This window comes from Stappia sp. BW2, from assembly GCF_008107695.1.
Classification (GTDB): domain Bacteria; phylum Pseudomonadota; class Alphaproteobacteria; order Rhizobiales; family Stappiaceae; genus Roseibium.
In genome coordinates, this window is record NZ_VIRG01000070.1 from 919,480 (window position 1) to 943,654 (window position 24,175).

A 24,175-nucleotide genomic window follows, 5' to 3' on the forward strand; every position below is an offset into this window, starting at 1 on the left:
ACCGCGCTCAGGTGCGTGATCCGGTACCGCTGATCTTGAGGTTGACCTTGTCGGCGTAGATCGGCAGTCCGGCTTCCATACCGTAAAGGCTTCGGAAAAAGCCACCCGACACTTCAAAACCAACCTGACCGTTGGCCTTGCCGTCGGTAATCGTCACGGAAAGCTTGGTGCGTTTCTGCTGTCCACGAAGGTTCAACACACCTTCCACGTCTGCGGTGTTCTGACCGGTTATCTGCACCCGGGTGCTCTGGAACGTCGCAACCGGGTATTTGGCGACATCGAACATGGCCGAACTCTTCAGAAAACCAGTGACTTTGTCGTTGTTCGTCTGAACGCTTCTCAGGTCAACTTTCACGACGACGCGGCTCTTTTCCGGGTGGTTCTGATCAAGTGTCATTTTGCCGGAGACGGTCTTGAATTCTCCCGTAACCGCTTTGCCACCCAGCACCCGCACAGAAAAGCCGGTGGCAAGTTTTGCCGGTGAAAGCATGTAAGTGCCTGTCAGCGTCCCGGCGAAAGCCGGCAGCGGGGCTGATGCGAGCGCGAGCAGGCAGGCGAAGGTTGCCGCGGTTTTACGAAGTGGGCTCTTGAAGCCACGTGACATTGCAAAGGTTTGGGTCATTCCATAAGTCCTTGAACAAACTGAGCGAAGTAATTGGTGCGGCAATCAATGGTCCGCAAATGTCTCGACTTTGGGCCCTTCGGCGCCATGGGTGCATTATGTCATCCTGCTGCGCCAGGCATGGTGACGGTCGTCACAGGCAAAACCCTGAGCGCAGACCGGCAAGCCGTATTTGCCTGCGGAGCTAGAGTGTCGATTAACCTTTTGGTAAGAAAATAGGCGCGTCCCGGTTCTTTCAAGGCGGGGGGCAGGGTAATCTTCGCGCAACTGCACGGAGTTTGTAATGCGTCTGGTCTCCCTGTTCCACTTTCTCATTCCCCTGGCGATGCTTTTTGCCAACGGGGTTACGTCCGGTTCCGCCAATGCCGCAGAAGTGGTCGGCTTTTCCGACGCTCGATTTCAGGCAGGCACCATCGTCATCAGAAACTCCGAAAAACGGCTTTATCTGGTTCTCGGTGGCAACCGGGCAATCCGGTACAAGGTGGCCGTCGGCAAACGGCAGAAGTCCTGGACCGGACAAGCTTTCATCACGGCGAAATACGTAAGGCCCGACTGGGCTCCGTCAGAGGAAGTCCGGCGTGATTTTCCGCATCTGCCAACAGTCATACGCGGTGGGGCACCCAATAACCCTATGGGCGTTGCCGCCATGACGCTCTCGAATGGAAACTACGCCATTCACGGCACCAACCGCCCTGGCTCCATCGGGCGTGCCGTTTCCTATGGCTGCATCCGGATGGCCAATCACGACATTCAGGATCTGTTTCAAAGGGTGACGGTTCGCACGCCGGTCGTTGCTTTGCCCTGATACCCGTTGGCTGGTTTTGCTAGCAGCCGAAAGGCGGCAGCAGGGGCATCAATCGTCCAGGCTGCGACTGGGGCCGGATGTGCTCGAAGACCAGGCGTTTTCCGGAGGCTTCTTCCGGTCCAGATAGGTGCCCAGCAATAGAACAATCGCGAGCAGAGCACAGCTTGTGCCTGCAAAGAAGAGCTCGAACGGAGCTTTTTCGGAAGGCGAGATATGGAATTTGTGCAGCACGACCGTGCCGACGATCATGGGTAGCAGGTAGAGCGCAAGCGCAGTGAACTGAAGGTGGAAGTTGGATCTGCCAGGCTGCATCACGCTTTTGAACGGAGGCTGATTGCGCATCCGGACCATGAGGTCCAGCGATACCAGACACATGCCGATCTGGGTAATCATCGACAGTTCTTCGCCCCACAGAAAGAACGCATAGACGGTTTCGGCAAAGCCAAGGGACAATACTGCGAGGCAGACGGACACGAGAAGCAGTCTGACGACCGTATGGCGTTCCTGGGAGAGCTCGAAACCGAAGCAGCAGACAAGGAAGAGTGCGGTTTCAACGGACAGACGGCCGTACATGCCGATCGCTTCCAGCGTGTCGGTGAGCCAACCGTGCGCGTAAACCGAAATTTGATCCGGAAACAAGGCTTCGACGATGCGCAGGCCTGTCAACACAATCATCAGCCAGCACAGGATATTCTTGAGCCAGTGCGAGTTGTCCCACTGAGGCCGGAAGAAAATGGCTCCCGCCAGGATCAAAAATCCAAGTGCCGTGATTGGATGGGTCGACGGTGTTGGGCCGGAAAACGGGTCTCCAGCGGACAGATAGATATTGTGGCCGAGACCGAACAGCATGACGAGCACGAGCGAACAGCCTATGACCTGCTGATAGACTGTCTTGTCAAGATCCAGATAATTGTTCCTGGTCATACCGCGGTAGCAATTTCTAGGTTTGGTCGTTGTTCGGAGCCGGAAGAGTAGCCTAGTTTCGCCGGATTTTCGAGGGGGGCGAAAATTGCAAGAGTGCTTTGAGCGGTTTGCCGCTGGAATGGAGCACTCCTCAAACGGGGCGTGCGGTACAAGCGGTGTCCCCTGGCCAGCAGGGCAACTCAGGTGATCGCAATGAGCGCGAACACGGAAGACGCGGGCCGCGTGCGCTGCTGATGTCTCCCGAGCGTGTCTGGCGGCAGAGAAGGTCCCATCCAAAAATCAGAGCATATGCCGGATGATTCCGGTCATGACCTTGGGCGCGCCGCGTCGCAGGGACAGCATGACGCATTTAGTTTCCAAAAATTGAATATATGATACATCCGAGGCCTGCAAAGGGCTCTCTCGAGACCCTGCCAGCATCTAGTGCCCCAACGCGATGCTGGCGGGGTTTCCTGTCTTACAGTCGCTTTTGCTTGGCAGGACAGACCTTTTGATGGTTCCAACGCACATTGCACTGTCACGTTTTCAGCCAGCGCTTCGGGTTGGCGCTGCTGTCGCGGCCGCCTGAACCTGACAGCGCCGCGACAAGGTCTGCAACTGCGTCAAGCGAATGAACCGCTCTGAATTCATCCACATTCGGCAGCATGGCACGGATACCCTTTGCCTTGGCCTCGAAGCCTTCGAAACGGAGCAGCGGGTTGAGCCAGACGAGGCGGCGGCAGGAGCGGTGCAGGCGGTCGATTTCCCGTTCAAGGTCCTCGTCCGCATCGCGTTCCAGTCCATCGGTTATCAGAAGCACGGTCGGTTGACCGGCCAGAACGCGGCGCGACCAGTGCCGGTTGAAGTCGTGCAGTGCGGAGGCGATGCGTGTACCGCCCGACCAGTCTTCCACGCCTGACGAGCAGGCTTCCAGGGCTTCGTCAGGATCCTTCATGCGCAATTGTCTCGTGACATTCGTCAGGCGCGTGCCAAACAGGAATGTGTGAACGTCACGCCGTTCCACCGTCAGTCCGTGGAGAAAATGCAGCAACAGCCGGGAGTATTGGCTCATCGAACCGGAAATATCGCAAAGGGCAACAAGCGGCGGGCGCTTTTCCGCCGGTTTGCGGAATTTCAGATCGATGATGTCGCCCCCCGCCCGCATGGACGCGCGCAAGGTACGGCGGGGATCGACCTTGCCTCTTGCGGCAGGCTTCAGGCGGCGGAGCCTGATCTTGTCCATCGGCATTGTCATGGCCCGAAGCGCCAGCTTGGCCTGGGTGATTTCATCCGAGGTCATCTGCGCAAAGTCCTTGGACTGCAGCATTTCCTTGCCGGAAACCGTGAACTTTGCATCGACTTCGATCTGCGGAACGGTTTCCTCGGCAACCCGTTCCTGTGCTGCCTGAAACGCCTGGGAAACGCGTGTCTGCCCGGCCTTGGGTTTTTCAGGAGCTCCCCTGGGCGGAGCGACTGGAGACAGGATCGCCAGCATCTTTTCGATCAGACCGCGGCTTTGCCAGTAGATCCGGAAAGCCTCGTCGAACAGGACCTTCTGTTCGTGCTTGCGGATAAAGACAGAATGCAGTGTCCAATAGAGATCTTCCCGGCTTTCAATACCGGACACTTCCACGGCCGCAACCGCATCAACCACGGAGGCAGGGCCCACCGGAACGCCAGCCTTGCGCAGCGTTCGTGCGAAATAGACGATGTTATCCGTGATCCGTGAGCGCAGTTCAGGCGAGGTTGGCAAAGCAGCCTCCCGGATGTGCGCGATGGAACCCTTGCACGTGCGTCACCGGTTTAAACCGCCGGCATGGATTGCTGGTGGGGGGCGTCCTTGCGGATGTCGTCGATCATCTGGCGCACTTTCGAGCCGCGGACACGTTCAATGTCGTCCTGGTACTTGAGCAGAACACCGAGCGTGTCGGATGCCATGTCCGGATCGAGCGCCATTTCGTTGAGTTCGGAAAGGGCTGTCGCCCAGTCCAGTGTTTCGGCGACACCTGGCTGCTTGAAGAGATCCTCATCGGCGCGCAGTTTCTGCACGAAGGCCACCACTTCGCTGGCAAGGCGCTGAGCGGCACCGGGAACCTTGCGGCGGACAATCTCCAACTCGCGCTCGGCATCGGGATAGTCGACCCAGTGGTAGAGGCAGCGCCGCTTCAGGGCGTCGTGGATTTCCCGCGTGCGGTTGGTCGTGATGATCACGATGGGCGGTTCGGCAGCCTTCACAGTGCCGAGTTCGGGGATGGTCACCTGGTTATCCGACAGAACTTCCAGAAGGAAGGCTTCGAAGGCTTCATCCGCCCGGTCGAGTTCATCGATCAGAAACACCGGTGCTCCGGACAGGGAGGGCTCCAGCGCCTGCAGGACGGGACGTTTGATCAGGAAACGTTCATCGAAGATCGACTTGGAAAGCTCGGAATGTTCGGTGTCGCCCGCAGCTTCCGAAACGCGGATTTCCACCATCTGCGCAGGATAGTTCCATTCGTAGACGGCGGAGGAGACATCAAGGCCTTCGTAGCATTGCAGGCGGATCAGGTCGCGGCCAAGCGTTGTCGACAGGACCTTTGCTATCTCCGTCTTGCCGACACCGGCTTCCCCTTCCAGAAACAGCGGGCGTTTCATCTTGAGGGCCAGATGCAGAACGGTGGCAAGCGACCGGTCGGCCACGTAGCCCGCCTGATCCATCAGGGCGAGAGTGTCGTCAATGGAAGCCGGCAACTGGTTCATGTTTCCTCCGGTGAACGGGTGGCTACCCCGCTTATATAGAGAGACAGGCGTCAGGAACATTGGTTCCGAGGTCGAATTTTTCTCGGCCAACGTGTTCCCCCTAATGGGTTTCTGTTTCCGAACCTTCTATAAAAGCGAAACTGATTCAAGGGAGGGAAGAAGAGTGTCGCGTTGCAAGCCGTTTTTTGGTGTGGTCATTGTCCTGTTCGCAACATCGCCGGTTCTGGCGTCCGACGGAGGTTATCCAACCGATCCGGTGAGCGTGGCAACCGGCCTGGAACTGGCGGAGATCCATTGCGCAATGTGCCACGCGGTTGGCAAGGACGATCAAAGTGCGCAGACCGGCGCTCCTGCCTTCCGTGACCTTTCCAGCCGCTATCCGCTGGAAAGTCTTGAAGAGCCTTTGGCGGAAGGTATCGTCACCGCGCATGAGGGGATGCCGGAAATTGCTTTCGAGCCGGATGACATTGACGCCTTTCTGGGGTATCTGACCTCCATCCAGACGAAATGATCGCCACTGCGGTGTGATGAGCCTGTTGTTAGCAGGCTCATAAGAGTGCTGCTAAAGTTCTGTTTTTAAACAGCAAATATCCAAAAGTCGGGTTTGGTTAACCTGATATCCGTGACAATCTTTCTTTGCATGAAAGAAAGGATTGGCATGAACACCAGCTCTGACTTTGAAAAGCGCCTTCTCGGCTATGGACTGATGACGGCGGAAATCCTCTACCGCCTGCCGGATCATCCCAAGTTGCTGCAGAGTTTCTTGTGGCAAACGGAAGATCTGGCGCCCAAATTTCCTGAACTGACCCGGTTTCTGTCGTTCTGGGAACGGGAAATAGAAGGCCGCATTCACTCGGTGCGCGTTGCGCATCAGACCCTGATCTCGCCAGTCGATTTCCGCTACGCGGATGGAGAGATCGTGGTGCACTGAGTGGGGGAAGGGATCAGCGCGCGCTGAGACCGAGTCCTTCGCCATCACGCATGACGGCTTTTGACTGAGGGGTGAAATCGGATCCGTCCCCCTCATGCAATACGAACCCCGGCATCAACCGCAAGGGGGCCTTGCTTGCGCGGATGGCGCGCAGCAGAACACGTGTTGCCGCCGCTTCCGGCCTCGGGCGCAGCGGAATGACTTCAATCGCGCCGAACCGGCCCTTGAGCACGCTCAACAGTTCCTGCAGCCCGTCTGCCCGGAAGATCACGGTCAGACTGCCACCTTCCTTGACAATATCCGTTGCGGTTTTCGCCCAGGGCTCCAGTCCCCGGTCGTCCAGCATATGCGCGCCTGCGCGCGCCGAGTTGGGGGAGGCCCGGAAGCGGTCCGCCTCATAGTAAGGTGGGTTCATGATGGCATGGTCGGCCATTGCGGGTGTGAGACCGGCAGCATGGCGTACGCTTCCCTTGGCCGTAATGTCGGCCTCAAGCAGGGAGAGCCGGTTGGAAAAGCCACCGTTGGCCGGGTCTTCCAGCCCGCGTCGGGCAAGGGAAAGCACGGTCTCGTCGATATCGACCAAAGTGACCTTTATTTCCGGCAAGCGCGCGGCGGCACAAAATCCGGCTGTGCCGACACCTGCGCCAAGATCAACGACATGTCCCCTGGTGCCATCGGGCAGGGCCGCTGCCAGGTAGACCGCGTCGAGCCCGGCCCGGTGACGTCCACGCTTGGGCTGATGCACATAGACCTTGCCACCGAGAAAGGCGTCATGGGTCGTTTCCTGTGAGGGGCTGTCGGGACTGTCCATTGGTGAGGTCATGTCAGGCCTGGCCGTTTTCCGGGCGCAGCTCATGTTCCAGGCCAGCGTCGCGGACCAGCTTGCGTGCCACCTGGATCTGGTCTGAATCCACGAGAATGCGGCGCGGGATCATGCTCAAGGAACCTTCGAGAATGCTCATGTTGCCGTCTGCGACAAAATGCTTGATGCCTGCTTCTTCGAGAATCGATTCCAGAAAGGAAATCAGGACGGGATCGTTTGTTCTGACAAGTTCTTCCATAAGATTCCCGGCGTTAGCGGTCGATGTCCAGCGGGTGAACCAAGGGTCCTGCCCGAACGGTTTACAGCAAAACCAGCTGATTGCGACATTTCAACAGTTTGTCAATGGATTGGCGGCTTGCCCCGAACGCGTTCGCACCATATTGTCCGCACAAATATTCAGGGAGTGCCATTAGTGGCCGTTGTTGCAACTTATACAAACGATCAGCCGCGCCGTCCGAGCATTCAGTCGCTCGTTGATCTGGTGTCCGGCGGCATGGGCGAGGTCAACGAACTGATCCTGTCGAAGGCAGGGTCGAATGTTGAATTGATCCCCGAAATCGCCAAGCACCTGATCTCCTCCGGCGGCAAGAGGCTCCGGCCGATGCTGACGCTCGCCTGTGCGGACATGTTCGGCTACCAGGGCGATGGCCATGTCACACTGGCCGCCAGTGTGGAATTCATGCACACCGCCACGCTGTTGCATGACGATGTTGTCGACGAGAGCGATATGCGTCGGGGCAAGCTTGCCGCGCGCAAGCTCTGGGGCAACCAGGCCAGTGTGCTTGTGGGTGACTATCTGCTTGGCCAGGCCTTCAAGATGATGGTGGATGTCGGATCGCTGGAAGCGCTGCGCATTCTGTCAACGGCGTCGGCAGTCATTGCAGAAGGTGAAGTCTTGCAGCTTGGCGCTGCCAAGAATATCACCACCACCGAAGCAGATTATCTGCGGGTGATCGAGGCAAAGACAGCTGCCCTGTTTGCAGCTGCAGCTGAAGTCGGCCCCGTGATCGCCGGACAGTCGGCCGAAATGAAGCGCGCTGCGAGAACTTACGGCATGGAGCTCGGCTACGCTTTCCAGCTCGTTGATGATGCACTTGATTACGGCGGGTCCGCGGCAGACCTCGGCAAGGATGTCGGTGACGATTTCCGAGAAGGCAAGATTACCCTGCCGGTGGTGCTGGCCATTGCCCGGGGCACGGATGCCGATCGCGATTTCTGGAGACGTTGCCTGGAAGGCGAGGAAATTCAGGATGGCGATCTGGAACGGGCCATTGAGCTATTGAACATGTACGATGCTCTGTCCGAAACGATCGAACGGGCAAAGGACTATGGCAACAAAGCCCTTGCGGCTCTGGATACGCTCCCATCTGGGCCGCACAGCGACGCGCTTGGCGATGCAGTTGCCTTCTGCATCTCCCGTGTGAGCTGACGCTTCCAAGCCGTTGTTTCCTGAAGAAATTAGAAAGCCGCCATTTTTCGAATTGGCGGCTTTTTTCATGGCGTTTAACGGGTGGATCCGGGTGTTGTCACGAAAGCGGCCCGGAGGCGATCCACCAGTCCGGATGGGCAGCGCGCAACGTGCGTTCGATCTCCATGGCAGCCTTCAGGTCACACAGACCGAAGCAGGTCGCACCGGAGCCTGACATCCTGGCAAGATCGATGCGGGTTTCGGCCTCCAACTCGGAAAGCACCTGACCGATTTCCGGACACAGGCTCCTGGCCGCATCCTGAAGGTCATTGCGGCAGGTCTCCAGATAGGCGACCAGCGAGGGGAGCGTCTCGAACTTTTCCGGCATGAGATCCATGGGGGCGTTGTCGCGGCGCTCCATGGCCTTGAAGACGTCCGGTGTCGACACGCCGACCCGCGGGTTCACAAGGACGATACCGCACGCCGGCAGGTCTGGGCCGGGACTGAGATCGCCGCCAATGCCGCGCATGATCTGGGGTTCCGGAAACAGGCATACCGGAACATCCGCGCCGAGTGTCAGCGCCAGGGCGTGCATTTCGTCATCGGCAAGGTAGGTTTCGGTAAAGTCTTCCAGAAGCCGCAAGGTTGTTGCGGCATCGCTGGAGCCGCCGCCGATGCCGGAGGCAACCGGGAGGCGTTTGGTCAGTGTCAGACAGACCTGCGGAATATCAATGCCGGCCTTGCCGGCAAAGCTTTGCACCGCCTTCAGGATAAGGTTGTCTTCTGCCGGGCCGGTCAGGTCCCGTGCGAACGGGCCTTCGAGGCGCAACTCGAGTTCCCCGGCGGTTTCGATCGCAAGCCTGTCGCCGATCTGAGGGAAGACCACGAGCGAATCCAGCAGGTGATAGCCGTCTGGTTGCTGGCCCGTGATATGCAGTGCCAAATTAACCTTGGCCCGGGCCAGTTCTACCCGGGAGGAAGACTTTGTGGCGAGGGCCATGGTTTTGTCCGGTTAGCCGCCGTTCTTGTCGGTTTCGGCTTTGGCGGCATCCGTGCCCGGAACCTCCTGCAGGCCGTCTGCGATCTTTTTGAGGATTTTTGGCAGTTCTTCCGCGTCCGGTCCCAGGTCCCGGGCGTGATTCCACTGGAAGCGCGCCTCGTTGCGGCGGCCAACCATCCAGTAGGCATCGCCCAGGTGATCGTTGATAACCGGATCGGCTGGACGCAGGTCGATCGCCCGCTCCAGTTCCTTCACCGCTTCTTCATACCGTCCAAGCCGGAAATAAACCCAGCCAAGGCTGTCGACGATGTAGCCGTCTGTCGGCCGCAGTTCGACTGCCTTCTGGATCATGCCAAGGGCTTCGTCCAGCTTCAGGCCCTGATCGACCAGGGAATAGCCGAGATAATTCAGCACCAGCGGCTGATTCTCGTTGAGTTCGAGCGCCTTGCGGAAATCGGCCTCCGCCAGCTCCCATTTATCAAGTCTTTCGCGGGCAATGCCGCGGAAATAGAGCAGCAGCCAGTGCTGGCGTTCCAGTTCGGGAATGGTGTCGAGACCCTTGGAGTAGGTCACCTCAGCTTCGTCGTAGATCTCGTGCGCGCGCAGGATGTTGCCAAGCGCAATCACGGCTTCAAGATCCGACGGATCCTGTTTGATCAGCTTTTCCAGATGGCTGCGGGCTTCGTCCAGCATCTCGAGAGCGTTGTAGTTCATGCCGACCTGGATTTCGGCTTCACGCTTGAGGACGCTGTCTTCCGGCACCTTCATCAGGGCTTCGATTGCCCGATCGGGCTGGCCCATCCGCTCGAAGACGCTGCCGAGGGCAATGGCTGCGAATTCTGCCTTCGGATCCAGATACAGCGCGAGCTGAAGATAAGACGTGGAAAGTTCTTCGCCGCCGTCGCGGCCGATCACCGCACCGAGGCCATAAAGGATTTCCGCCATGCCAGCTGCCGGGTCGGTGACCATCGGCGGAATGATTTGGCCGCTGGTGATGGCTTTGCGGGTCTGGTCGAGCTTGGGATGACCGCGGAACTGCGCATCATATTGATCAAGCACATCAAGTGCTTCTTTCTGGCGGCCGTTCGCTGCCAGAAGACGCGTGTAGGCGTCGACAACGCGGAGCGCGCCCTGGTCGATGGCATAGGCGCTTTCGGCGGCTTCCAACGCTTCCTTGTTGCGGCCCGCGGCAAACAGCAGATGTGCCTTGTGGGTCGACTTGAACACCTCGAACCAGTCCGGCCCTTCCAGGCCGTCGATCATGGCGACGGCTTCATCGACCTTGCCGCTTCCATAAAGAGCCCAGGCACGGGAGATCCCGATGGAAAGCTGTGCGAGCGGGCCGTTACGGCCGCGTTCCAGTTCTTCGTTGGCTTTTTCGTAGCGGCCGTCCAGCATTTCCTGCGCGCCGAGTGTCAGCTGGGCAAGGAAATTCTGCAGTCCGGCGCTTTCCAGTTCCTTGGAATAGACAACAGCCTGTTCAACGTCGCCGTTGGCCAGCTTCAGCAGAAAGGTGCGCTCCAGCAGCATGGTGTTGTCGGGGTCGGCCGCGAGAGTTTCTTCGTAAAATGCCGCAGCCTGTGCATAATCTTTCTGAAAGCCTGCAAGCCGTCCCGACAGATAGCTGCCGGACAGGGTGAACGGCAGATCGGACGGCGTGCCGAGGGGTTCCACCTCGGTGCTTGTTTCCGCTAGAGCCGTCGCAGGAAGAAGGGCGAGCACACTGACCAGCGCAAGCAGTTTCTGACGGAGCGGATTGCGAGCCCTGGTTGAAACGGCACCGATCGCATTTGTAATCATTGTTCGCACTTCTATCCCTGAACTTGATGGGTTTACTGCTTATTGCCTTTGACAATGGCGTCTTTAAGGCTGACCGGCAAGGCAACCGGTATAACTTTCTGCGGGTTTAAATCCATTTGATTTTGCCCTACGTCGGAAATGCTGAGAGTTACGAGCAAACACGATCGCTTTCGTGGAAAAAAGGGCTTGAAGACGGACAGATGCCGTAGCAGGAATGTGCAGTGCAAAAAATGTCGGGCGCATGCGTTCCGATCGCTGCATTGTGATAATGCAAGTTGGCTGCGTGAGATAACCGGCAGACTGAACCAGGCGAGGAGAGTGTCAGATGACCAAGTGGGTCTACAGTTTCGGCAATGGAGCCGCAGAAGGTGCGGCGGACATGCGTAATCTTCTTGGCGGGAAGGGCGCGAACCTTGCTGAAATGAGCAGCCTGGGTCTACCGGTGCCACCCGGGTTCACCATCACCACTGAAGTCTGTACCTGGTATTATGAGCACGAAAAATCCTATCCGGATGCATTGAAGGCCCAGGTTGTCGAAGCGCTGGAAAAGGTTGGCGAGGCGACAAGCCGCAAGTTTGGCGATCCGGAGCGGCCTCTGCTGGTCTCCGTACGTTCCGGGGCACGCGTTTCCATGCCCGGCATGATGGACACCGTCCTCAACCTTGGCCTTAACGACCAGACTGTAGAGGCCATCGCGCGCGAAGCGGGCGACCGGCGTTTCGCCTACGACAGCTACCGCCGTTTCATCCAGATGTATTCCGACGTGGTTCTGGGGCTCGATCACCACGAGTTCGAAGAAATTCTGGAAGAGTACAAGGAACGCAACGAGTTGACGCTCGATACGGAAATCGATGCGGATGCCTGGCTTGGCATTATCGAGAAATTCAAGGCGCTGGTGGAAGAGGAACTGGAAAAACCGTTCCCGCAGGATCCGCAGGAGCAGCTCTGGGGCGCCATTGGCGCCGTTTTCAGTTCCTGGATGGTGCCGCGCGCCGTGACTTACCGCCGCCTGCATGATCTGCCGTCGTCCTGGGGCACGGCCGTCAACGTTCAGGCCATGGTGTTCGGCAACATGGGCGAGAGCTCTGCCACCGGCGTTGCCTTCACGCGTAATCCGTCCACCGGCGAAAACGCCCTTTATGGCGAGTTCCTGGTCAACGCTCAGGGCGAGGACGTGGTTGCCGGTATCCGCACGCCGCAGGATATCACCGAGAAGGCCCGTATCGAGGCAGGGTCTTCCAGCCCGTCGCTGGAAGCCTTGATGCCGGAGGCCTTCGCCGAGTTCCAGACATACTGCGCCAAACTGGAAGCCCATTACCGGGACATGCAGGACCTGGAGTTCACCATTGAAAAGGGCAAGCTGTGGATGCTGCAGACCCGGTCGGGCAAGCGCACCGCCAAGGCAGCGTTGAAGATCGCGGTCGACATGGTGGCGGAAGGGCTGCTGGGCGAGGAAGAGGCGATTGGCCGCGTCGAACCGGCAGCGCTCGATCAGCTTCTGCACCCAACCATCGATCCGAAAGCAAAGCGTGATATCATCACGACAGGTCTGCCGGCATCGCCCGGGGCCGCGTCGGGCGCCATCGTCTTTTCCTCTGATGACGCGGAAAATGCCAAGTCAGAAGGCCGGAAGGTCATCCTGGTGCGGGTTGAGACCAGCCCGGAGGATATCCACGGCATGCATGCGGCCGAAGGCATTCTGACCAGTCGCGGCGGCATGACCAGCCACGCGGCCGTTGTTGCCCGCGGCATGGGCAAGCCTTGCGTCGCCGGGGCAGGGATGCTGCGCATCGACTACCGCAACGGCGTGATCAACGCTGCGGGCCGTCAGCTTAAAGAAGGCGATATCATTACCATCGATGGTGCCACTGGCCAGGTTCTTGTTGGCGAAGTCGAGATGCTGCAGCCGACCCTTTCGGGTGATTTCGGGACGCTGATGGGCTGGGCCGACAAGGGGCGTCGCATGCGCGTGCGCACCAACGCGGAAACACCGCAGGATGCAAAGGTGGCCCGGGAATTCGGCGCCGAGGGCATTGGCCTTTGCCGCACCGAACATATGTTCTTCGAGGGCGAGCGCATCGTCGCCGTGCGTGAAATGATTCTGGCAGACACGGAAGCCGGTCGTCGCACCGCGCTTGCCAAACTGCTGCCCATGCAGCGGCAGGATTTTACCGATCTCTTCGAGATCATGCATGGCCTGCCGGTGACCATCCGTCTGCTGGATCCGCCGCTGCATGAATTCCTGCCGAAATCGGAAGAGGAACTGGCGGACGTCGCGAAAGCGATGGGCGCTGATCCGGATTTGCTGCGCGACCGCGCGCTGGCGCTGGAGGAATTCAACCCCATGCTCGGCCATCGCGGCTGCCGCCTGTTGGTATCCTATCCGGAAATTGCCGAAATGCAGGCACGGGCCATCTTCGAGGCGGCCGTCGAAGCTGCGAAGAAGACCGGCGCGCCGGTGGTTCCGGAAATCATGGTTCCGCTGGTTGGCCTCAAGGGGGAACTGGACCTCGTACGCAAGAGCATCGAGGCCATGGCCAAGGCGGTGATGAGTGAAACAGGTGCGGAACTGACCTATCAGGTCGGCACCATGGTGGAATTGCCGCGTGCCGCGCTGAAGGCGGCGGAAATCGCCGAGTCTGCCGAGTTCTTCTCCTTCGGTACCAACGACCTGACACAGACCACTTTCGGTATCTCGCGTGACGACGCCGCTTCGTTCCTCGGAACCTATCAGACGCGCGGTCTTCTGGAGCAGGACCCGTTCGTCTCGCTCGATCAGGAAGGCGTGGGCGAACTCATCAAGATCGGTGTCGAGCGTGGCCGGTCCACGCGTCCCGATATCAAGCTTGGCATTTGCGGTGAGCATGGCGGCGATCCGGCGTCCATCTCCTTCTGCGAAAGCGTTGGCCTGGACTATGTCTCCTGTTCACCGTTCCGCGTGCCGATTGCGCGGCTGGCGGCTGCGCAGGCTGCCTTGAAGTTCAAGTCCGGAAGCTGAATGGGCGGGAAAGGCCCGTTGAGTCGACAGGGAGTGCGGTGTGAGTGATGCCTACCCCAAGCTGGACGCCTTGCGTGCGGGTGGCAAGAGGCAGCTCTCACGTGTGCTCAGCCGGTTGGAAAGCCATTCGGAAGACGCGGAAACCGCAGCTTTTCTGGATCGGGCCGCCGGAGAGCCCACCGCGAAGGTGCTTGGCCTCACCGGTCCTCCCGGGGTGGGTAAATCCAGTCTGACGGATGCCCTCATCAAGGCCTGCCGGGCAGCGGGGCAAAGCGTGGCGGTGCTGGCCATCGACCCGTCTTCCACGGTGACCGGAGGCGCGCTTCTGGGCGACCGCACCCGGTTGAAGACCGACCCTTCCGATGATGGTGTTTTCGTGCGCTCCATGGCTGCGCGGGATCGTCTCGGCGGTTTGTCCGATCATGCGGTTGCCGCGATTGCCGTTCTCAGGTGTGTCTGCGATTGCGTGATCGTTGAAACCGTTGGCATCGGCCAGTCCGAAGGCGATCTGAAGCAGGCTGTCGACACGGTTGTGCTGTGTATTCAGCCAGGATCCGGCGACAGTCTTCAGTTCATGAAAGCCGGCATCATGGAGTTGCCGGACATCGTGGCTGTTACCAAGGCCGATATGGGAGCGCTTGCGCGCCGGGCCACCTCCGACGTTGCCGGTGCCTTGTCGCTAAGCGACACAGGTGGCACGGGTGGGTGGACGGTACCGGTGTGCGAAGTCTCCGCGCAGACCCTCAGCGGCGTTGACGAACTGGTCGGGCATTGGCAGCGCCATCATGCCCATATCGCGTCAGACAATACCTTGCAGAGGCAGCGGAAAGCTCAGCATGTCGCCTGGTTCAAGGATATGGTGCGCACGGAATTTGGCCATGCGGGACTGAAGCTGGCCGCCGGTTCGGGGCAGGACTGGCTGACGTCGGCCGAGACGGCCCCCTTTGCGAGCTTTCATGGCTTTTCCGCCAAGCTCCGGCCACTGCTGGGTGTTTGATCCCAGGGAATGAAGCTCTGATTCCCCAGAAGAATTTGCAGGACTGACGCATAAGCCGCTTGCCGGGCCAAAGCGGCATCAGGCTTCTGCTGCGCGCGCCTGCAAGCTCAGATCAGTGCCGAAGCCGGTGGCGCTGATGTTGTGGAAGTCGGCCAGAAACTGCGTCAGAGCTTCGTCCGACAACGGGCGGGAGATATAGAAGCCCTGCATCCGGTGGCAATTGTGCGCCTGCAGGAACCGGATCTGTTCCTGGGTCTCGATGCCTTCCGCCACGATGGTCATGCCGAGCGCCTTGCCGAGCTGGATGATCGAGACCAGGATTGCCTCGGCCTCCGCGTTTCCGTTCATGTCGGAAACGAAGTCCCGGTCGATCTTCAGCGTATCGAACGGGAACCGGCGCAGATAGCTGAGGCTGGAATAGCCTGAGCCGAAATCATCGAGAGCGACCTTCACGCCCAGGTTCTTCAGTCTTCGCAGGGCTTTCAGCACCGAATCGTTCCGGCCCGCAAAGACGCTTTCCGTCACCTCGATTTCGAGGCGCTGCGGCGGCAGGTTGTTGGCAGCCAGAATTGCCATGACCTTCTCGACAAACCGCGGGTGCTTGAACTGGTTCGGCGAAACGTTGACCGACACGGTGATGCCGGGCCATTCATGCGCCTTGGCGCAAGCCTTGTTGAGCACCCAGATGCCCAGATCGTTGATCAGGCCTGTTTCCTCGGCGACGGGAATGAACTGCGCCGGGGAAATGACGGTGCCGTCTTTCTTGGTCCAGCGCGCCAGAGCTTCCACACTGACGATCCGTTTGGCCGAGGTATCGGATTGTGGCTGATAAGCAAGGTCCAGTTCGTCGTTCTTCAGCGCCAGGCGCAACTCACGTGACAGCCGGTCCTTGGACTGGACGTGATGCTCCATGTTCGGTTCGAAGAAGGATCGGCGGCTTCGGCCGTTCTCCTTGGCATCGTAAAGCGCGATATCGGCCTTGCGCAGCAGTTCGTCCGGATCGTCACCGTCGCGTGGGGCCACGGCCGCACCCATGGAAAGGCTCGCATGAAGTTCACGGCTGCCGATCATAATCGGGCGGCTGATTTCGTCCTGAACCTGATCGAGAATATATTCCAGCCAGACATCGTCTTCGCAGTTCTTGATGACCATCGCGAATTCATCGCCGCTGATGCGCGCAACGATCCCGGTTTCGGGAATGACGCGCTGCAGCCGCTGGGCAACGGCAGTGATCACCTTGTCACCGGCGGAATGACCGAGGGTGTCGTTGATGTCCTTGAAATGATCGAGGTCGATGTAGACTACGGCGGTATTCGTTCCGTTGGTCGCGCTTTCTTCCAGTGTGTCCGTCAGCAGCGTATGGAAACGGGCGCGGTTCGGCAGGCCGGACAGGGCATCGTGGCGAGAGGCGTGCACCGCCCTGGCTTCACTTTGCGCCAGCCGCCTGGTCATCTGGTAGGTGAAGATGGCCACTGCGAAGACCACGGTGGCAATCATGAAAGCTGCCAGCCACAGGAACGGATTGATGCGGTACATCATCTGGCTGCCAGGCTCAGAGGTTTGCCACGCGATCAGGCCGACAACCTGCCCATGTGGCGACTTCAGCTGAAAATGGCCGACACCGTCACGCTCGGTGTCTGTGGGGGCAAGAACAAAGCCGTTCAGGCGCGACATGTCGGAGATTTCTTTCAGCTTTTCACCACGCAAGGGCACTAGGCTAACCAGCACTGTCGGTGGAAACCGCACCCGTGAAATCGACTGGATCTGCGGCATGACGGCAGCCGCGCTGAACAGATAGGGTTCGTCAGCCAGGGAAACGACGCCTGTTTCGGCGATTGACCGGCGAGCATCGCTGCTTTGCGGCACAAAGCTGTAAAGGCCGGACGGTGTGCGGCGGAAGGAGATGATGTAGCGGGCACGTACCTTGGCGATTGCAGGTTTCAGCTCGTCGAGCAGCTCTGGTGTCATCCATTTGCTTGTGTGGTTCTGCGCGTAGATGTACTGCACGTCAAAATCACGATTGATCAGGATCGACTTTGTGAATCCGTGGTTCTGGAACAACCAGTGCATCAGATTGTTGTAGATCCAGCCTTCGTCCAGATCGGCCTGGTTGACCCTACGATAGGCTTCGTCCCAGATCACGACTCCGTTCTGCTGCTTCACCATGTAGTTCTGGGTGAGCTGCAGCGCACCCGCAATCAGCTTGTTCTGAGATTCGACGGCAGTTTCGTCCGACAGGCGGGCAGACCAGTGCAGCAGGCCAAAGATACCGAAAACGGATATCATGACGATGACAACCATCGGAATGATGATCGCGTTTGCAATCTGGCCGCCGGAATTTTTAGTCGAATTGTTCATACACGAGCCCGGTTTCTTTGGGCTGAGTATTGTCGGTGCGGGTTAAGGAATGCCCCAAACTTCTAAGTAAATTAAGGGTAAAGTCTGGAAATATCTGATCCGGTTTTGCCCGCATCCTGAAGGCACTCTTCAGCACGGGCGCATAATCTGGCTTCTCTCCCGAGCGGGCAATCAGATCAATTGCAGGCTGCGGAAGCTGACATTGTTTCGCAGACCGACGATGATGTGATCATGCACCTCGATCCCGAGCGGGCCGGCGATATCGACGATTTTCTTGGTCATCTGAATGTCGGCTCTGGACGGGGTCGGGTCTCCTGACGGGTGGTTATGCACCAGGATCAGCGCCGTCGCCGAAAGCTCCAGGGCACGCCGGATGACTTCGCGCGGATAGACAGGTGTGTGATCGACAGTGCCTGTCTGCTGAACTTCGTCCGCGATCAGGGCATTCTTTTTATCCAGAAACAGGACCCTGAATTGCTCAACAGGGGCAAGCCCCATGGAAACCTGCAGGTAGTCCATGACTTTCTGCCAGCTGTCCAGAACCTGACGTTTTTCCAGGCCGGCCTTGTGAAAACGGATGACGGATGCGTGCACGGCCTGAAGGGCGTCGATGCTGATGTCGGACAGGCCAGGGATTTCCTTCAGCCTTTCCCTGGGCGCGGCAAGAGCCGCCGGAAAGGAACCGAAGCGCTGCAGCAAGGCTTTGGCAATCGGCTTGGTGTCCTGGCGGGGCAGGGCGGAAAACAAAAGAAATTCAAGAAGTTCATAGTCGGCAAGGCCTTGCTCGCCGGTTTTACGGAACCGTTCCCGCAGCCGCTGGCGGTGCCCCTTGTGGTCGCCGCCGGCGGTGGCCGGTGTTTCACTGGCGGTGGTCGTCTCTTTCATGAGCTCCTGCGTCAGCCGCTATCAGATGACAGCACTTCGCCGATAGTTTAGGGGCAGCCGTACCTTCAGTCGGTTTGCAGGCCGGGCTTGTGGATGCCTTTGGGGGAAGTGGTGAAGATCTGGCAGCCTTCGGGAGTGATACCGATGGAATGTTCGAACTGGGCCGACAGGGATCTGTCGCGCGTGACGGCGGTCCAGCCATCGCTGAGAACCTTCACGTGCGGACGACCCAGATTGACCATCGGTTCGATGGTGAAAATCATGCCAGGCTTCAGTTCCACACCTTCACCGGGGCGGCCATAGTGCAGGATGTTCGGGGTGTCGTGAAACAGCAGGCCGACGCCATGGCCACAGAAATCGCGCACCACGGAGCAGCGTTCTGCCTCAACGAATGTCTGGATGGCTGCGCCGATATCACCCGTGGTGTTGCCCGGCTTGGCCGCCTCGATGCCGCGCATCAGCGATTCATAGGTCACATCAATCAGGCGTTCGGCGGCGCGCTTCAACTGGCCGACCGGGTACATGCGGCTGGAATCGCCGTGCCAGCCGTCCAGAATGAAGGTGACGTCGATGTTGACGATGTCGCCTTCGCGCAGGCCCTTTTCGTTGGGAATGCCGTGACAGACGACGTGGTTGATCGACGTGCAGGAGGACTTGGTGTAGCCGCGATAGTTCAGCGTTGCCGGAATGGCGTTGTGATCCATGCCGTACTGGTAGACGAAGTCATCGATTTCCTGGGTCGTTGTGCCCGGTTTGACGAGGTCGGTCAGCTCATCAAGACAGGCTGCGGTCAACTGACCGGCACGCATCATGCCTTCGAAATCCTCTGGACCGTATAACCTTATCTGGCCCGTATTTTTCAAAGGTGCTTCCGAAGCGTCGATATAGCTGACCATGGGGATTACCGTGTCTCACAATTTTCCGGTGCATTGTAAGCCATGAAGGCTGGGTTCGGCACCAATTATCCGTTGTTTGTTCACATACCGCTCCGAGCGCGCAATTTCCAGCTTCTGTTCCGGCAAAATCAGCCTGACGTGGAAACTTCCTGCTAACGCGGTGAAAAGCCGCGGTGCCTTCTTGCGCTTTTCCGGCAGGAGAGCTAGGGGAAGAGAAAAGCGGGCGTGGTGGAATTGGTAGACACAAGGGACTTAAAATCCCTCGGCCCTAGGCTGTACGGGTTCGAGTCCCGTCGCCCGCACCATAGTTTGTTGTGCGACCGGTCTTCGGTCTGCTTAAGCGCCGACTTGAATCTGGGTTTCTCTTCTCGCCTGTCACGTCTTTCCGCATGCTCTTGTCTTTCCAGTCGGTTGAAGGCAGGTTGCAAATTCGGCTCTGTGCTTCCTTCTCTTTACCTGTAAACCGCAGATTTTTCCGGATTGTCACGGATCCGTTGAACGACTGTCACAATTTCTGCTCGAAAGAACGCTAGATCATCAGGCGTTCAACCGGAAGCGCATTTGCTTCCGGCTCGGTTCGCTCCCGGTCACGCGGAGCCACATCTTTTTCGGTCCACTTTCGGGCCATTCTTGAATTCGTTCATTCTGCTCGCCGGAGGGAGTTTCCATGACGTATGCCGACAATCGCGTGCCTTCCGGCAGCGCCCTGACAGTTTTGAAAAACGCCCGGCTCGTGCTCGCGGACGAGGTCATCAGTGGGCACGTTGCCTTTTCCGACACCGGGATTGTCTCGGTTGATCAGGGCAACGCGCCGCAAGCCGGGGACGATCTTCAGGGCGATTATCTGCTGCCGGGGCTGGTCGACATTCACACCGACCATTTCGAAAAACATGTCTTCCCGCGTGCTCATGTGCGTTGGGATCCATCACGGGCTGCGATGGCACATGATGCGCAGATCATCGGCAGCGGCATCACCACCGTTTTCGACAGCCTGTGCGTTGGCGCGACGATCAAGAACCCGGAACGCCGGGAAATCCTTGCGCCGATGATCGATGCGTTGGAAACGCTCCAGGCGGCTGGCATGTTGAAGTCCGAGCACCTGGTGCACCTGCGCTGTGAGATTACGGATGGCGAGACCACGCGCCTGACGGAAGAAAACATCGGCAAGGACATCGTGCGCATGGTGTCGGTGATGGAACACCTGCCGGGCCGTCGGCAGAGCAAGGATGTTGAGGCCTACCTCCACCGGCGCATGGCGGATACGGGCGAAACACGTGCCGTTGCCGAGCGGGAGACGCAGATACTTCTGAATTTTTCGGACGAAACCAGCTCGAAGGTGCGGCCGGCGGTGGTCGCGCTGGCGCATGCGCACAAGCTGCCGCTGCTCAGCCACGATGATACGGAACTTGAGCATATCGACGAGGCACTTGGTGAAGGTATCAGTGTTTCGGAATTTCCCTGCACGCTGGAAGCGGCCCGCAAGGCCAAGAGCCATGCCATGCATGTTGTCGGCGGCGCGCCCAATGTCATTCGTGGTGGCTCCCAATCAGGCAACATCGCTGTCAGCGCGCTCCTGGCAGAAGATCTGGTCGATATCCTGGCATCCGACTACGTCCCGCGCTCGCTGCTTGACTGCGCTTTCCTCGTGGGAACGGGAGACGCCTTCCACGCTGATCTGCCGGCGGCAATCCAGATGGTTTCGAAAACACCGGCGGAAGTGGCCGGGCTGTCGGACAGGGGCGAGATCGCTGAGGGCAAACGCGCCGACCTGCTTCACGTTGGCGTCTTCAACGGACATCCCTTCATCAAACGGGCCTGGCGGAACGGTCAGCGGGTGCTCTGATCGTTCAGCGGTGAAACGCGGTTATTGAACGTCTTCGAGACTGGGCTCGTGGTGAGGTCACGGAATGGATGCTGTGGCTCGACCACGGCATCCATGCCGTTTCCCAGGGTATCGGGAGGCGTTGATTGGTGTTTGCGGAGTGAGGGGCACGCAGCGAAAACGTGGCAACGCGATCAAAGGGGATGCTTCGCCACATCACGATCTCACGTCCGCCCAGACTCCGAGCCGATGATCTTCCGGCGCAGGAAGCCGGAGAAGCCGTCGATCAGGTAGACGACCAGCACGATGAGGAAAATGATCGTCCAGGCTTCCGGCCAGCGATAGGCCTGGATGCGGTCGGCGAGGAGGAAGCCGATGCCACCGGCGCCGACGATGCCCAAAATTGTGCCGGTGCGGGTGTTGGATTCGAAATTGTAGAGAATGATCGACAGGATCACCGGCAGGGCCTGTGGCAGGACTGCGAAGCGGATCGTCTGGAGACTGCCGCCACCGGAGGCGCGGACACCTTCTGCCGGTTTCTGGGACGTGTTCTCGATCGCTTCGGAAAAAAGTTTGGAGAAGGTGCCGATTTCCGACACCGCGATGGCCAGGATGCCGGCCAGCGGACCGAGGCCGAACGCGCGAATGAAGATGAGGGCAAGGATCAATTGTTCGATGGCTCTAAGAGCATCGAACCCGCGCCTGACGCCAAGCCGGAGCCAGGAGAACGGCATGATGTTCTTGGCACCCAGAAACGCCAGCGGAAACGCAATCACGGCCCCCAGAAGCGTGCCCATGAAGGCCATGGCGACAGTTTCCCCAAGGCCTTTCAGGATCTCCTGCCACTCCGCCCAGCTCCTCCAGATATGGGGCGGAAACATGAAGGCCAGCACGTCGCCGAAGCGTGTCGCTCCCTGAAGAAGTCGTGCGGGCGCGAAACCGAAATCCCACAGGCACCAGCCTGTCAGAAGAAGGAAAACCGTCCAGCCGGCAAGCTGGATCAGACGTGTGCGGCGAGGCGTGGAAAAGGCACCTGGAACCAGAGATCTGGCGCGTGCGATGTTGGGCGTTGGAGCGGTCATGGTCAGATACCTTTTCCGGTCAGGCCGATGATGTGGTGGCGCACCTTCTCGCTCAGCATGTCGATGACGATCACGGTGACGAAGACAATCAGGAACAGGGCCGAGAGATCGGTGTATTCCTGCAGGGACATGGCCACGCGGATCTCCTGGCCTAGGCCGCCTGCACCGACAAAGCCGACGATGGAGGATGAGCGGACGTTGATTTCGAAACGCAGCAGCGTGTAGCTGATGATGTTTGGAACAACCTGGGGCACGATGCCGTAGCGGATCTGGTCGAACCACGATCCCCCCGAGGCTTTGATACCTTCCAACGGTCGCATGTCGGCATTTTCGTTGGCTTCTGAATAGAGCTTGCCCAGAGCGCCGGTAGCGTGAAGACCGATGGCGAGCACACCGGCCAGAGGACCTACGCCGAAACAGAAAACGAAGATGAGGGCCCAGACCAGATCAGGGACCGTCCGGATGATTTCCAGAAACCGCCGGGTCACGTTCAGCACCCATCTGTTGGGCGACAGGTTCCGCGATGCCGGGAAACTCAGGAAAAAGGCCCCGACGATGCCAAGCAGCGTTGCCATATAGGCGATCAGGATCGTCTCCAACAGCAGCCAGAGCCAGACCTTCCAGCGCCAGAACCAGCCAGCAAGATCCGCACCCAGCGTTTCACGATGAAGCTCGGGCAAGGTCTTGTAGAGATATTCTCCCAGCCGCGGCAGGCCTGCCCAGATCTTCCACATGGAAACACGCTCGCCGCCGGGAAGGGTGACGTCGGTCATGTCGAAGAAGCCGCCGATCCAAGCCGTGACCAAGAAGCAGAGAGCAAAAAGCAGCGTGGAGATCAGGTTCAGCCGCAGGGCAGACCGGCGGGCGGTGGCGTAGTCGTGTTCGAATTGATCGATGGCGGGGGTAAGGGCTGTCATGGCCACTGCCGTTGCTCGCAATTGAAATGAAAGCGCCGATGGATCGCCGCGAACAGGTGTTGGAAACGAGGCTGCTTCACAAAGCTGCGCCTTGACGTGCGACGGGACGGACAGCCGCGACAGATGAGCCGCAAGAAAGCAGCCTGCCGTCTTTGCCGTCGGACCGCACCTGGCGCTTCCTCTGCGGAGAGCCGTTTCAGGCCTGACCAACGGCCCGGCCTGAAACGGCGTTCAAGTCAGCATTAGCCGCCGCGACGCTGTTTTTTCAGCCAATCGCGCATGTCGACGATCCACTGGTAGCGATCGTGATCAACCTCGATCCAGCCTTCCTGCGTGCTGTCTTCGCCGCCGGTCATCTCGATGAAGGCGAGCGTGTCTTTTTCCGGGATCTCCATGACCGCGGTGCGCATGGCATCGATCAGCCCCTTGGGCAGGTTTGCGCGGGCGGCCAGCGGGCCGGAGGTGATTTCCGGGGATTTCCAGATGGTGCAGATCGAGTCTTTTTCGATCATGCCCTTGGTGACCATGCGCTGGGGAATACCGTCTTCTTCGTTGGTGATGTAGGTGGCGGCAGCGTCATACTGCTTGTTGTAGACGCCAAGGACACCGGTTTCATGGGCGCCGGAGAAGGGGATGGCCTTGAAAAAGGTTTTCGGGTCGTAGCCCTGTTTGCTCAGGTTGAAGTAGGGGACCGCATAGCCGGAGGTGCTGTCCGGATCGGCAAAGGCAAGCGTCTTGCCTTTGAGGTCGTCCAGGGTCTTGTAGCCACTGTCGCAACGTACGGCGACCACTGAGAAATAGCCGGTGGAACCGTCTTTCTGCAGGCGCGAGACCAGCGGAACGATACCGCCGTTGGTTTCGGTGTAGGCGGCGGCATAGGAGGACGACCCGAAGAAGGCAAACTCGATCTGGTCGGCTGCCATCGCCTGGATCACGCCGTCGTAAGAGCCGGCCGTGAAGATCTCGACATCGACGCCGAGTTCATTTTCCAGGTATTTCTCAAACGGTGTGTAGCGGGCGATCCGGTCCTTTTCGTTTTCTCCGGACAGGATGCCGAACTTGATCGTCTTGTACTGGTCCTTCCAGCCTTCGGCGAGGGCCGGGGAGGCTGCAAGGATGGCAACGGATACGGCGGCTGCAAATAGGGCCTTCATCTTAAGTCTCCTTTGGTGCCGGCTGGTCCGGCGGGTTG

At 59.0% G+C, this 24,175-nt stretch carries 21 protein-coding genes and 1 tRNA gene; 8 read left to right on the plus strand and 14 right to left on the minus strand.

Features of this window, described 5'->3' with window-relative positions; translation table 11 throughout:
• Window positions 1–7 precede the first annotated feature (7 nt).
• The gene (locus tag FMN63_RS23185) at window positions 8–622 is read right to left on the minus strand and encodes a YceI family protein (RefSeq protein WP_148586497.1); all 615 of its coding nucleotides are present in this window, start codon (window positions 620–622) and stop codon (window positions 8–10) included.
• A gap of 325 nt (window positions 623–947) precedes the next feature.
• On the opposite strand from FMN63_RS23185, the gene FMN63_RS23190 reads away from it, so the two are divergent.
• Window positions 948–1,427 (plus strand): L,D-transpeptidase, encoded by a 480-nt coding sequence (locus tag FMN63_RS23190; protein ID WP_209001380.1) that lies wholly within the window; start codon window positions 948–950, stop codon window positions 1,425–1,427.
• Window positions 1,428–1,475: 48 nt separating this feature from the next.
• On the opposite strand, the gene FMN63_RS23195 is transcribed toward FMN63_RS23190, so the two are convergent.
• The 3 genes from FMN63_RS23195 to FMN63_RS23205 form a co-directional block, all read right to left on the minus strand.
• Entirely contained in the window at window positions 1,476–2,351 is an 876-nt protein-coding gene (locus FMN63_RS23195; protein WP_148586499.1) for a hypothetical protein, read from the minus strand.
• A gap of 517 nt (window positions 2,352–2,868) precedes the next feature.
• Window positions 2,869–4,083 (minus strand): vWA domain-containing protein, encoded by a 1,215-nt coding sequence (locus tag FMN63_RS23200; protein ID WP_148586500.1) that lies wholly within the window; start codon window positions 4,081–4,083, stop codon window positions 2,869–2,871.
• 50 nt (window positions 4,084–4,133) lie between these two features.
• Window positions 4,134–5,066 carry an AAA family ATPase gene (locus tag FMN63_RS23205; protein ID WP_148586501.1) on the minus strand — a complete coding sequence of 311 codons (933 nt, stop codon included), beginning with the start codon at window positions 5,064–5,066 and terminating at the stop codon, window positions 4,134–4,136.
• Window positions 5,067–5,229: 163 nt separating this feature from the next.
• Between FMN63_RS23205 and FMN63_RS23210 the strand changes: the two genes are divergently transcribed.
• Window positions 5,230–5,577, plus strand: coding sequence for a c-type cytochrome (locus FMN63_RS23210; RefSeq protein ID WP_148586502.1), 348 nt, complete (start codon window positions 5,230–5,232; stop codon window positions 5,575–5,577).
• Between the two features lie 147 nt (window positions 5,578–5,724).
• Window positions 5,725–5,997 carry an usg protein gene (locus FMN63_RS23215; protein ID WP_148586503.1) on the plus strand — a complete coding sequence of 91 codons (273 nt, stop codon included), beginning with the start codon at window positions 5,725–5,727 and terminating at the stop codon, window positions 5,995–5,997.
• Between the two features lie 13 nt (window positions 5,998–6,010).
• Here the strand turns inward: FMN63_RS23215 and FMN63_RS23220 are convergent, their stop codons facing one another.
• Window positions 6,011–6,820, minus strand: a complete 810-nt coding sequence (locus FMN63_RS23220; RefSeq protein ID WP_148586504.1) for a tRNA1(Val) (adenine(37)-N6)-methyltransferase — start codon at window positions 6,818–6,820, stop codon at window positions 6,011–6,013.
• 1 nt (window position 6,821) lies between these two features.
• Window positions 6,822–7,058, minus strand: a complete 237-nt coding sequence (locus tag FMN63_RS23225; RefSeq protein ID WP_148586505.1) for a putative signal transducing protein — start codon at window positions 7,056–7,058, stop codon at window positions 6,822–6,824.
• Window positions 7,059–7,232: 174 nt separating this feature from the next.
• Here FMN63_RS23225 and FMN63_RS23230 point away from each other — a divergent pair, with 174 nt between their 5' ends.
• Entirely contained in the window at window positions 7,233–8,249 is a 1,017-nt protein-coding gene (locus FMN63_RS23230) for a polyprenyl synthetase family protein (RefSeq protein ID WP_148586506.1), read from the plus strand.
• A gap of 97 nt (window positions 8,250–8,346) precedes the next feature.
• Here the strand turns inward: FMN63_RS23230 and FMN63_RS23235 are convergent, their stop codons facing one another.
• Entirely contained in the window at window positions 8,347–9,228 is an 882-nt protein-coding gene (locus tag FMN63_RS23235) for a 4-(cytidine 5'-diphospho)-2-C-methyl-D-erythritol kinase (protein WP_148586507.1), read from the minus strand.
• A 12-nt stretch (window positions 9,229–9,240) separates the two neighbouring features.
• Window positions 9,241–11,028, minus strand: a complete 1,788-nt coding sequence (locus FMN63_RS23240) for a tetratricopeptide repeat protein (RefSeq protein WP_148586508.1) — start codon at window positions 11,026–11,028, stop codon at window positions 9,241–9,243.
• A 325-nt stretch (window positions 11,029–11,353) separates the two neighbouring features.
• Between FMN63_RS23240 and ppdK the strand changes: the two genes are divergently transcribed.
• Both ppdK and FMN63_RS23250 read left to right on the plus strand, forming a co-directional pair.
• Complete coding sequence (gene ppdK / locus FMN63_RS23245) at window positions 11,354–14,026, plus strand: pyruvate, phosphate dikinase (RefSeq protein ID WP_148586509.1); 2,673 nt, start codon at window positions 11,354–11,356, stop codon at window positions 14,024–14,026.
• Window positions 14,027–14,066: 40 nt separating this feature from the next.
• The gene (locus FMN63_RS23250; protein WP_148586510.1) at window positions 14,067–15,023 is read left to right on the plus strand and encodes an ArgK/MeaB family GTPase; all 957 of its coding nucleotides are present in this window, start codon (window positions 14,067–14,069) and stop codon (window positions 15,021–15,023) included.
• Window positions 15,024–15,101: 78 nt separating this feature from the next.
• On the opposite strand, the gene FMN63_RS23255 is transcribed toward FMN63_RS23250, so the two are convergent.
• The 3 genes from FMN63_RS23255 to map all read right to left on the minus strand — a co-directional run bounded on the left by FMN63_RS23255 (window position 15,102) and on the right by map (window position 19,162).
• Window positions 15,102–17,381 (minus strand): bifunctional diguanylate cyclase/phosphodiesterase, encoded by a 2,280-nt coding sequence (locus tag FMN63_RS23255; RefSeq protein WP_148586511.1) that lies wholly within the window; start codon window positions 17,379–17,381, stop codon window positions 15,102–15,104.
• A 171-nt stretch (window positions 17,382–17,552) separates the two neighbouring features.
• On the minus strand, window positions 17,553–18,266 hold the full coding sequence (radC, locus tag FMN63_RS23260; RefSeq protein WP_148586512.1) for a RadC family protein: 714 nt from the start codon (window positions 18,264–18,266) through the stop codon (window positions 17,553–17,555).
• Window positions 18,267–18,331: 65 nt separating this feature from the next.
• Complete coding sequence (gene map / locus FMN63_RS23265) at window positions 18,332–19,162, minus strand: type I methionyl aminopeptidase (RefSeq protein ID WP_148586513.1); 831 nt, start codon at window positions 19,160–19,162, stop codon at window positions 18,332–18,334.
• Window positions 19,163–19,381: 219 nt separating this feature from the next.
• Here map and FMN63_RS23270 point away from each other — a divergent pair.
• Window positions 19,382–19,467 (plus strand) — tRNA-Leu (locus FMN63_RS23270).
• Window positions 19,468–19,829: 362 nt separating this feature from the next.
• Window positions 19,830–21,005, plus strand: a complete 1,176-nt coding sequence (locus FMN63_RS23275) for an alpha-D-ribose 1-methylphosphonate 5-triphosphate diphosphatase (RefSeq protein WP_148586514.1) — start codon at window positions 19,830–19,832, stop codon at window positions 21,003–21,005.
• 203 nt (window positions 21,006–21,208) lie between these two features.
• On the opposite strand, the gene phnE (FMN63_RS23280) is transcribed toward FMN63_RS23275, so the two are convergent.
• The 3 genes from phnE (FMN63_RS23280) to phnD all read right to left on the minus strand — a co-directional run bounded on the left by phnE (FMN63_RS23280) (window position 21,209) and on the right by phnD (window position 24,137).
• Complete coding sequence (phnE, locus tag FMN63_RS23280; protein ID WP_148586515.1) at window positions 21,209–22,066, minus strand: phosphonate ABC transporter, permease protein PhnE; 858 nt, start codon at window positions 22,064–22,066, stop codon at window positions 21,209–21,211.
• 2 nt (window positions 22,067–22,068) lie between these two features.
• Window positions 22,069–22,983 carry a phosphonate ABC transporter, permease protein PhnE gene (gene phnE / locus FMN63_RS23285; RefSeq protein WP_148586516.1) on the minus strand — a complete coding sequence of 305 codons (915 nt, stop codon included), beginning with the start codon at window positions 22,981–22,983 and terminating at the stop codon, window positions 22,069–22,071.
• 242 nt (window positions 22,984–23,225) lie between these two features.
• Window positions 23,226–24,137 (minus strand): phosphonate ABC transporter substrate-binding protein, encoded by a 912-nt coding sequence (phnD, locus tag FMN63_RS23290; RefSeq protein WP_148586517.1) that lies wholly within the window; start codon window positions 24,135–24,137, stop codon window positions 23,226–23,228.
• Window positions 24,138–24,175 lie beyond the last annotated feature (38 nt).

Coding starts and splice junctions, on each gene's coding strand:
- FMN63_RS23185 (WP_148586497.1), bottom strand. CDS start 622: ATGACCCAAACCTTTGCAATGTCACGTGGCTTCAAGAGCCCACTTCGT.
- FMN63_RS23190 (WP_209001380.1), top strand. CDS start 948: ATGCTTTTTGCCAACGGGGTTACGTCCGGTTCCGCCAATGCCGCAGAA.
- FMN63_RS23195 (WP_148586499.1), bottom strand. CDS start 2,351: ATGACCAGGAACAATTATCTGGATCTTGACAAGACAGTCTATCAGCAG.
- FMN63_RS23205 (WP_148586501.1), bottom strand. CDS start 5,066: ATGAACCAGTTGCCGGCTTCCATTGACGACACTCTCGCCCTGATGGAT.
- FMN63_RS23215 (WP_148586503.1), top strand. CDS start 5,725: ATGAACACCAGCTCTGACTTTGAAAAGCGCCTTCTCGGCTATGGACTG.
- FMN63_RS23220 (WP_148586504.1), bottom strand. CDS start 6,820: ATGACCTCACCAATGGACAGTCCCGACAGCCCCTCACAGGAAACGACC.
- FMN63_RS23225 (WP_148586505.1), bottom strand. CDS start 7,058: ATGGAAGAACTTGTCAGAACAAACGATCCCGTCCTGATTTCCTTTCTG.
- FMN63_RS23235 (WP_148586507.1), bottom strand. CDS start 9,228: ATGGCCCTCGCCACAAAGTCTTCCTCCCGGGTAGAACTGGCCCGGGCC.
- FMN63_RS23240 (WP_148586508.1), bottom strand. CDS start 11,028: ATGATTACAAATGCGATCGGTGCCGTTTCAACCAGGGCTCGCAATCCG.
- ppdK (WP_148586509.1), top strand. CDS start 11,354: ATGACCAAGTGGGTCTACAGTTTCGGCAATGGAGCCGCAGAAGGTGCG.
- FMN63_RS23255 (WP_148586511.1), bottom strand. CDS start 17,381: ATGAACAATTCGACTAAAAATTCCGGCGGCCAGATTGCAAACGCGATC.
- radC (WP_148586512.1), bottom strand. CDS start 18,266: ATGAAAGAGACGACCACCGCCAGTGAAACACCGGCCACCGCCGGCGGC.
- map (WP_148586513.1), bottom strand. CDS start 19,162: ATGGTCAGCTATATCGACGCTTCGGAAGCACCTTTGAAAAATACGGGC.
- FMN63_RS23275 (WP_148586514.1), top strand. CDS start 19,830: ATGACGTATGCCGACAATCGCGTGCCTTCCGGCAGCGCCCTGACAGTT.
- phnE (WP_148586515.1), bottom strand. CDS start 22,066: ATGACCGCTCCAACGCCCAACATCGCACGCGCCAGATCTCTGGTTCCA.
- phnE (WP_148586516.1), bottom strand. CDS start 22,983: ATGACAGCCCTTACCCCCGCCATCGATCAATTCGAACACGACTACGCC.
- phnD (WP_148586517.1), bottom strand. CDS start 24,137: ATGAAGGCCCTATTTGCAGCCGCCGTATCCGTTGCCATCCTTGCAGCC.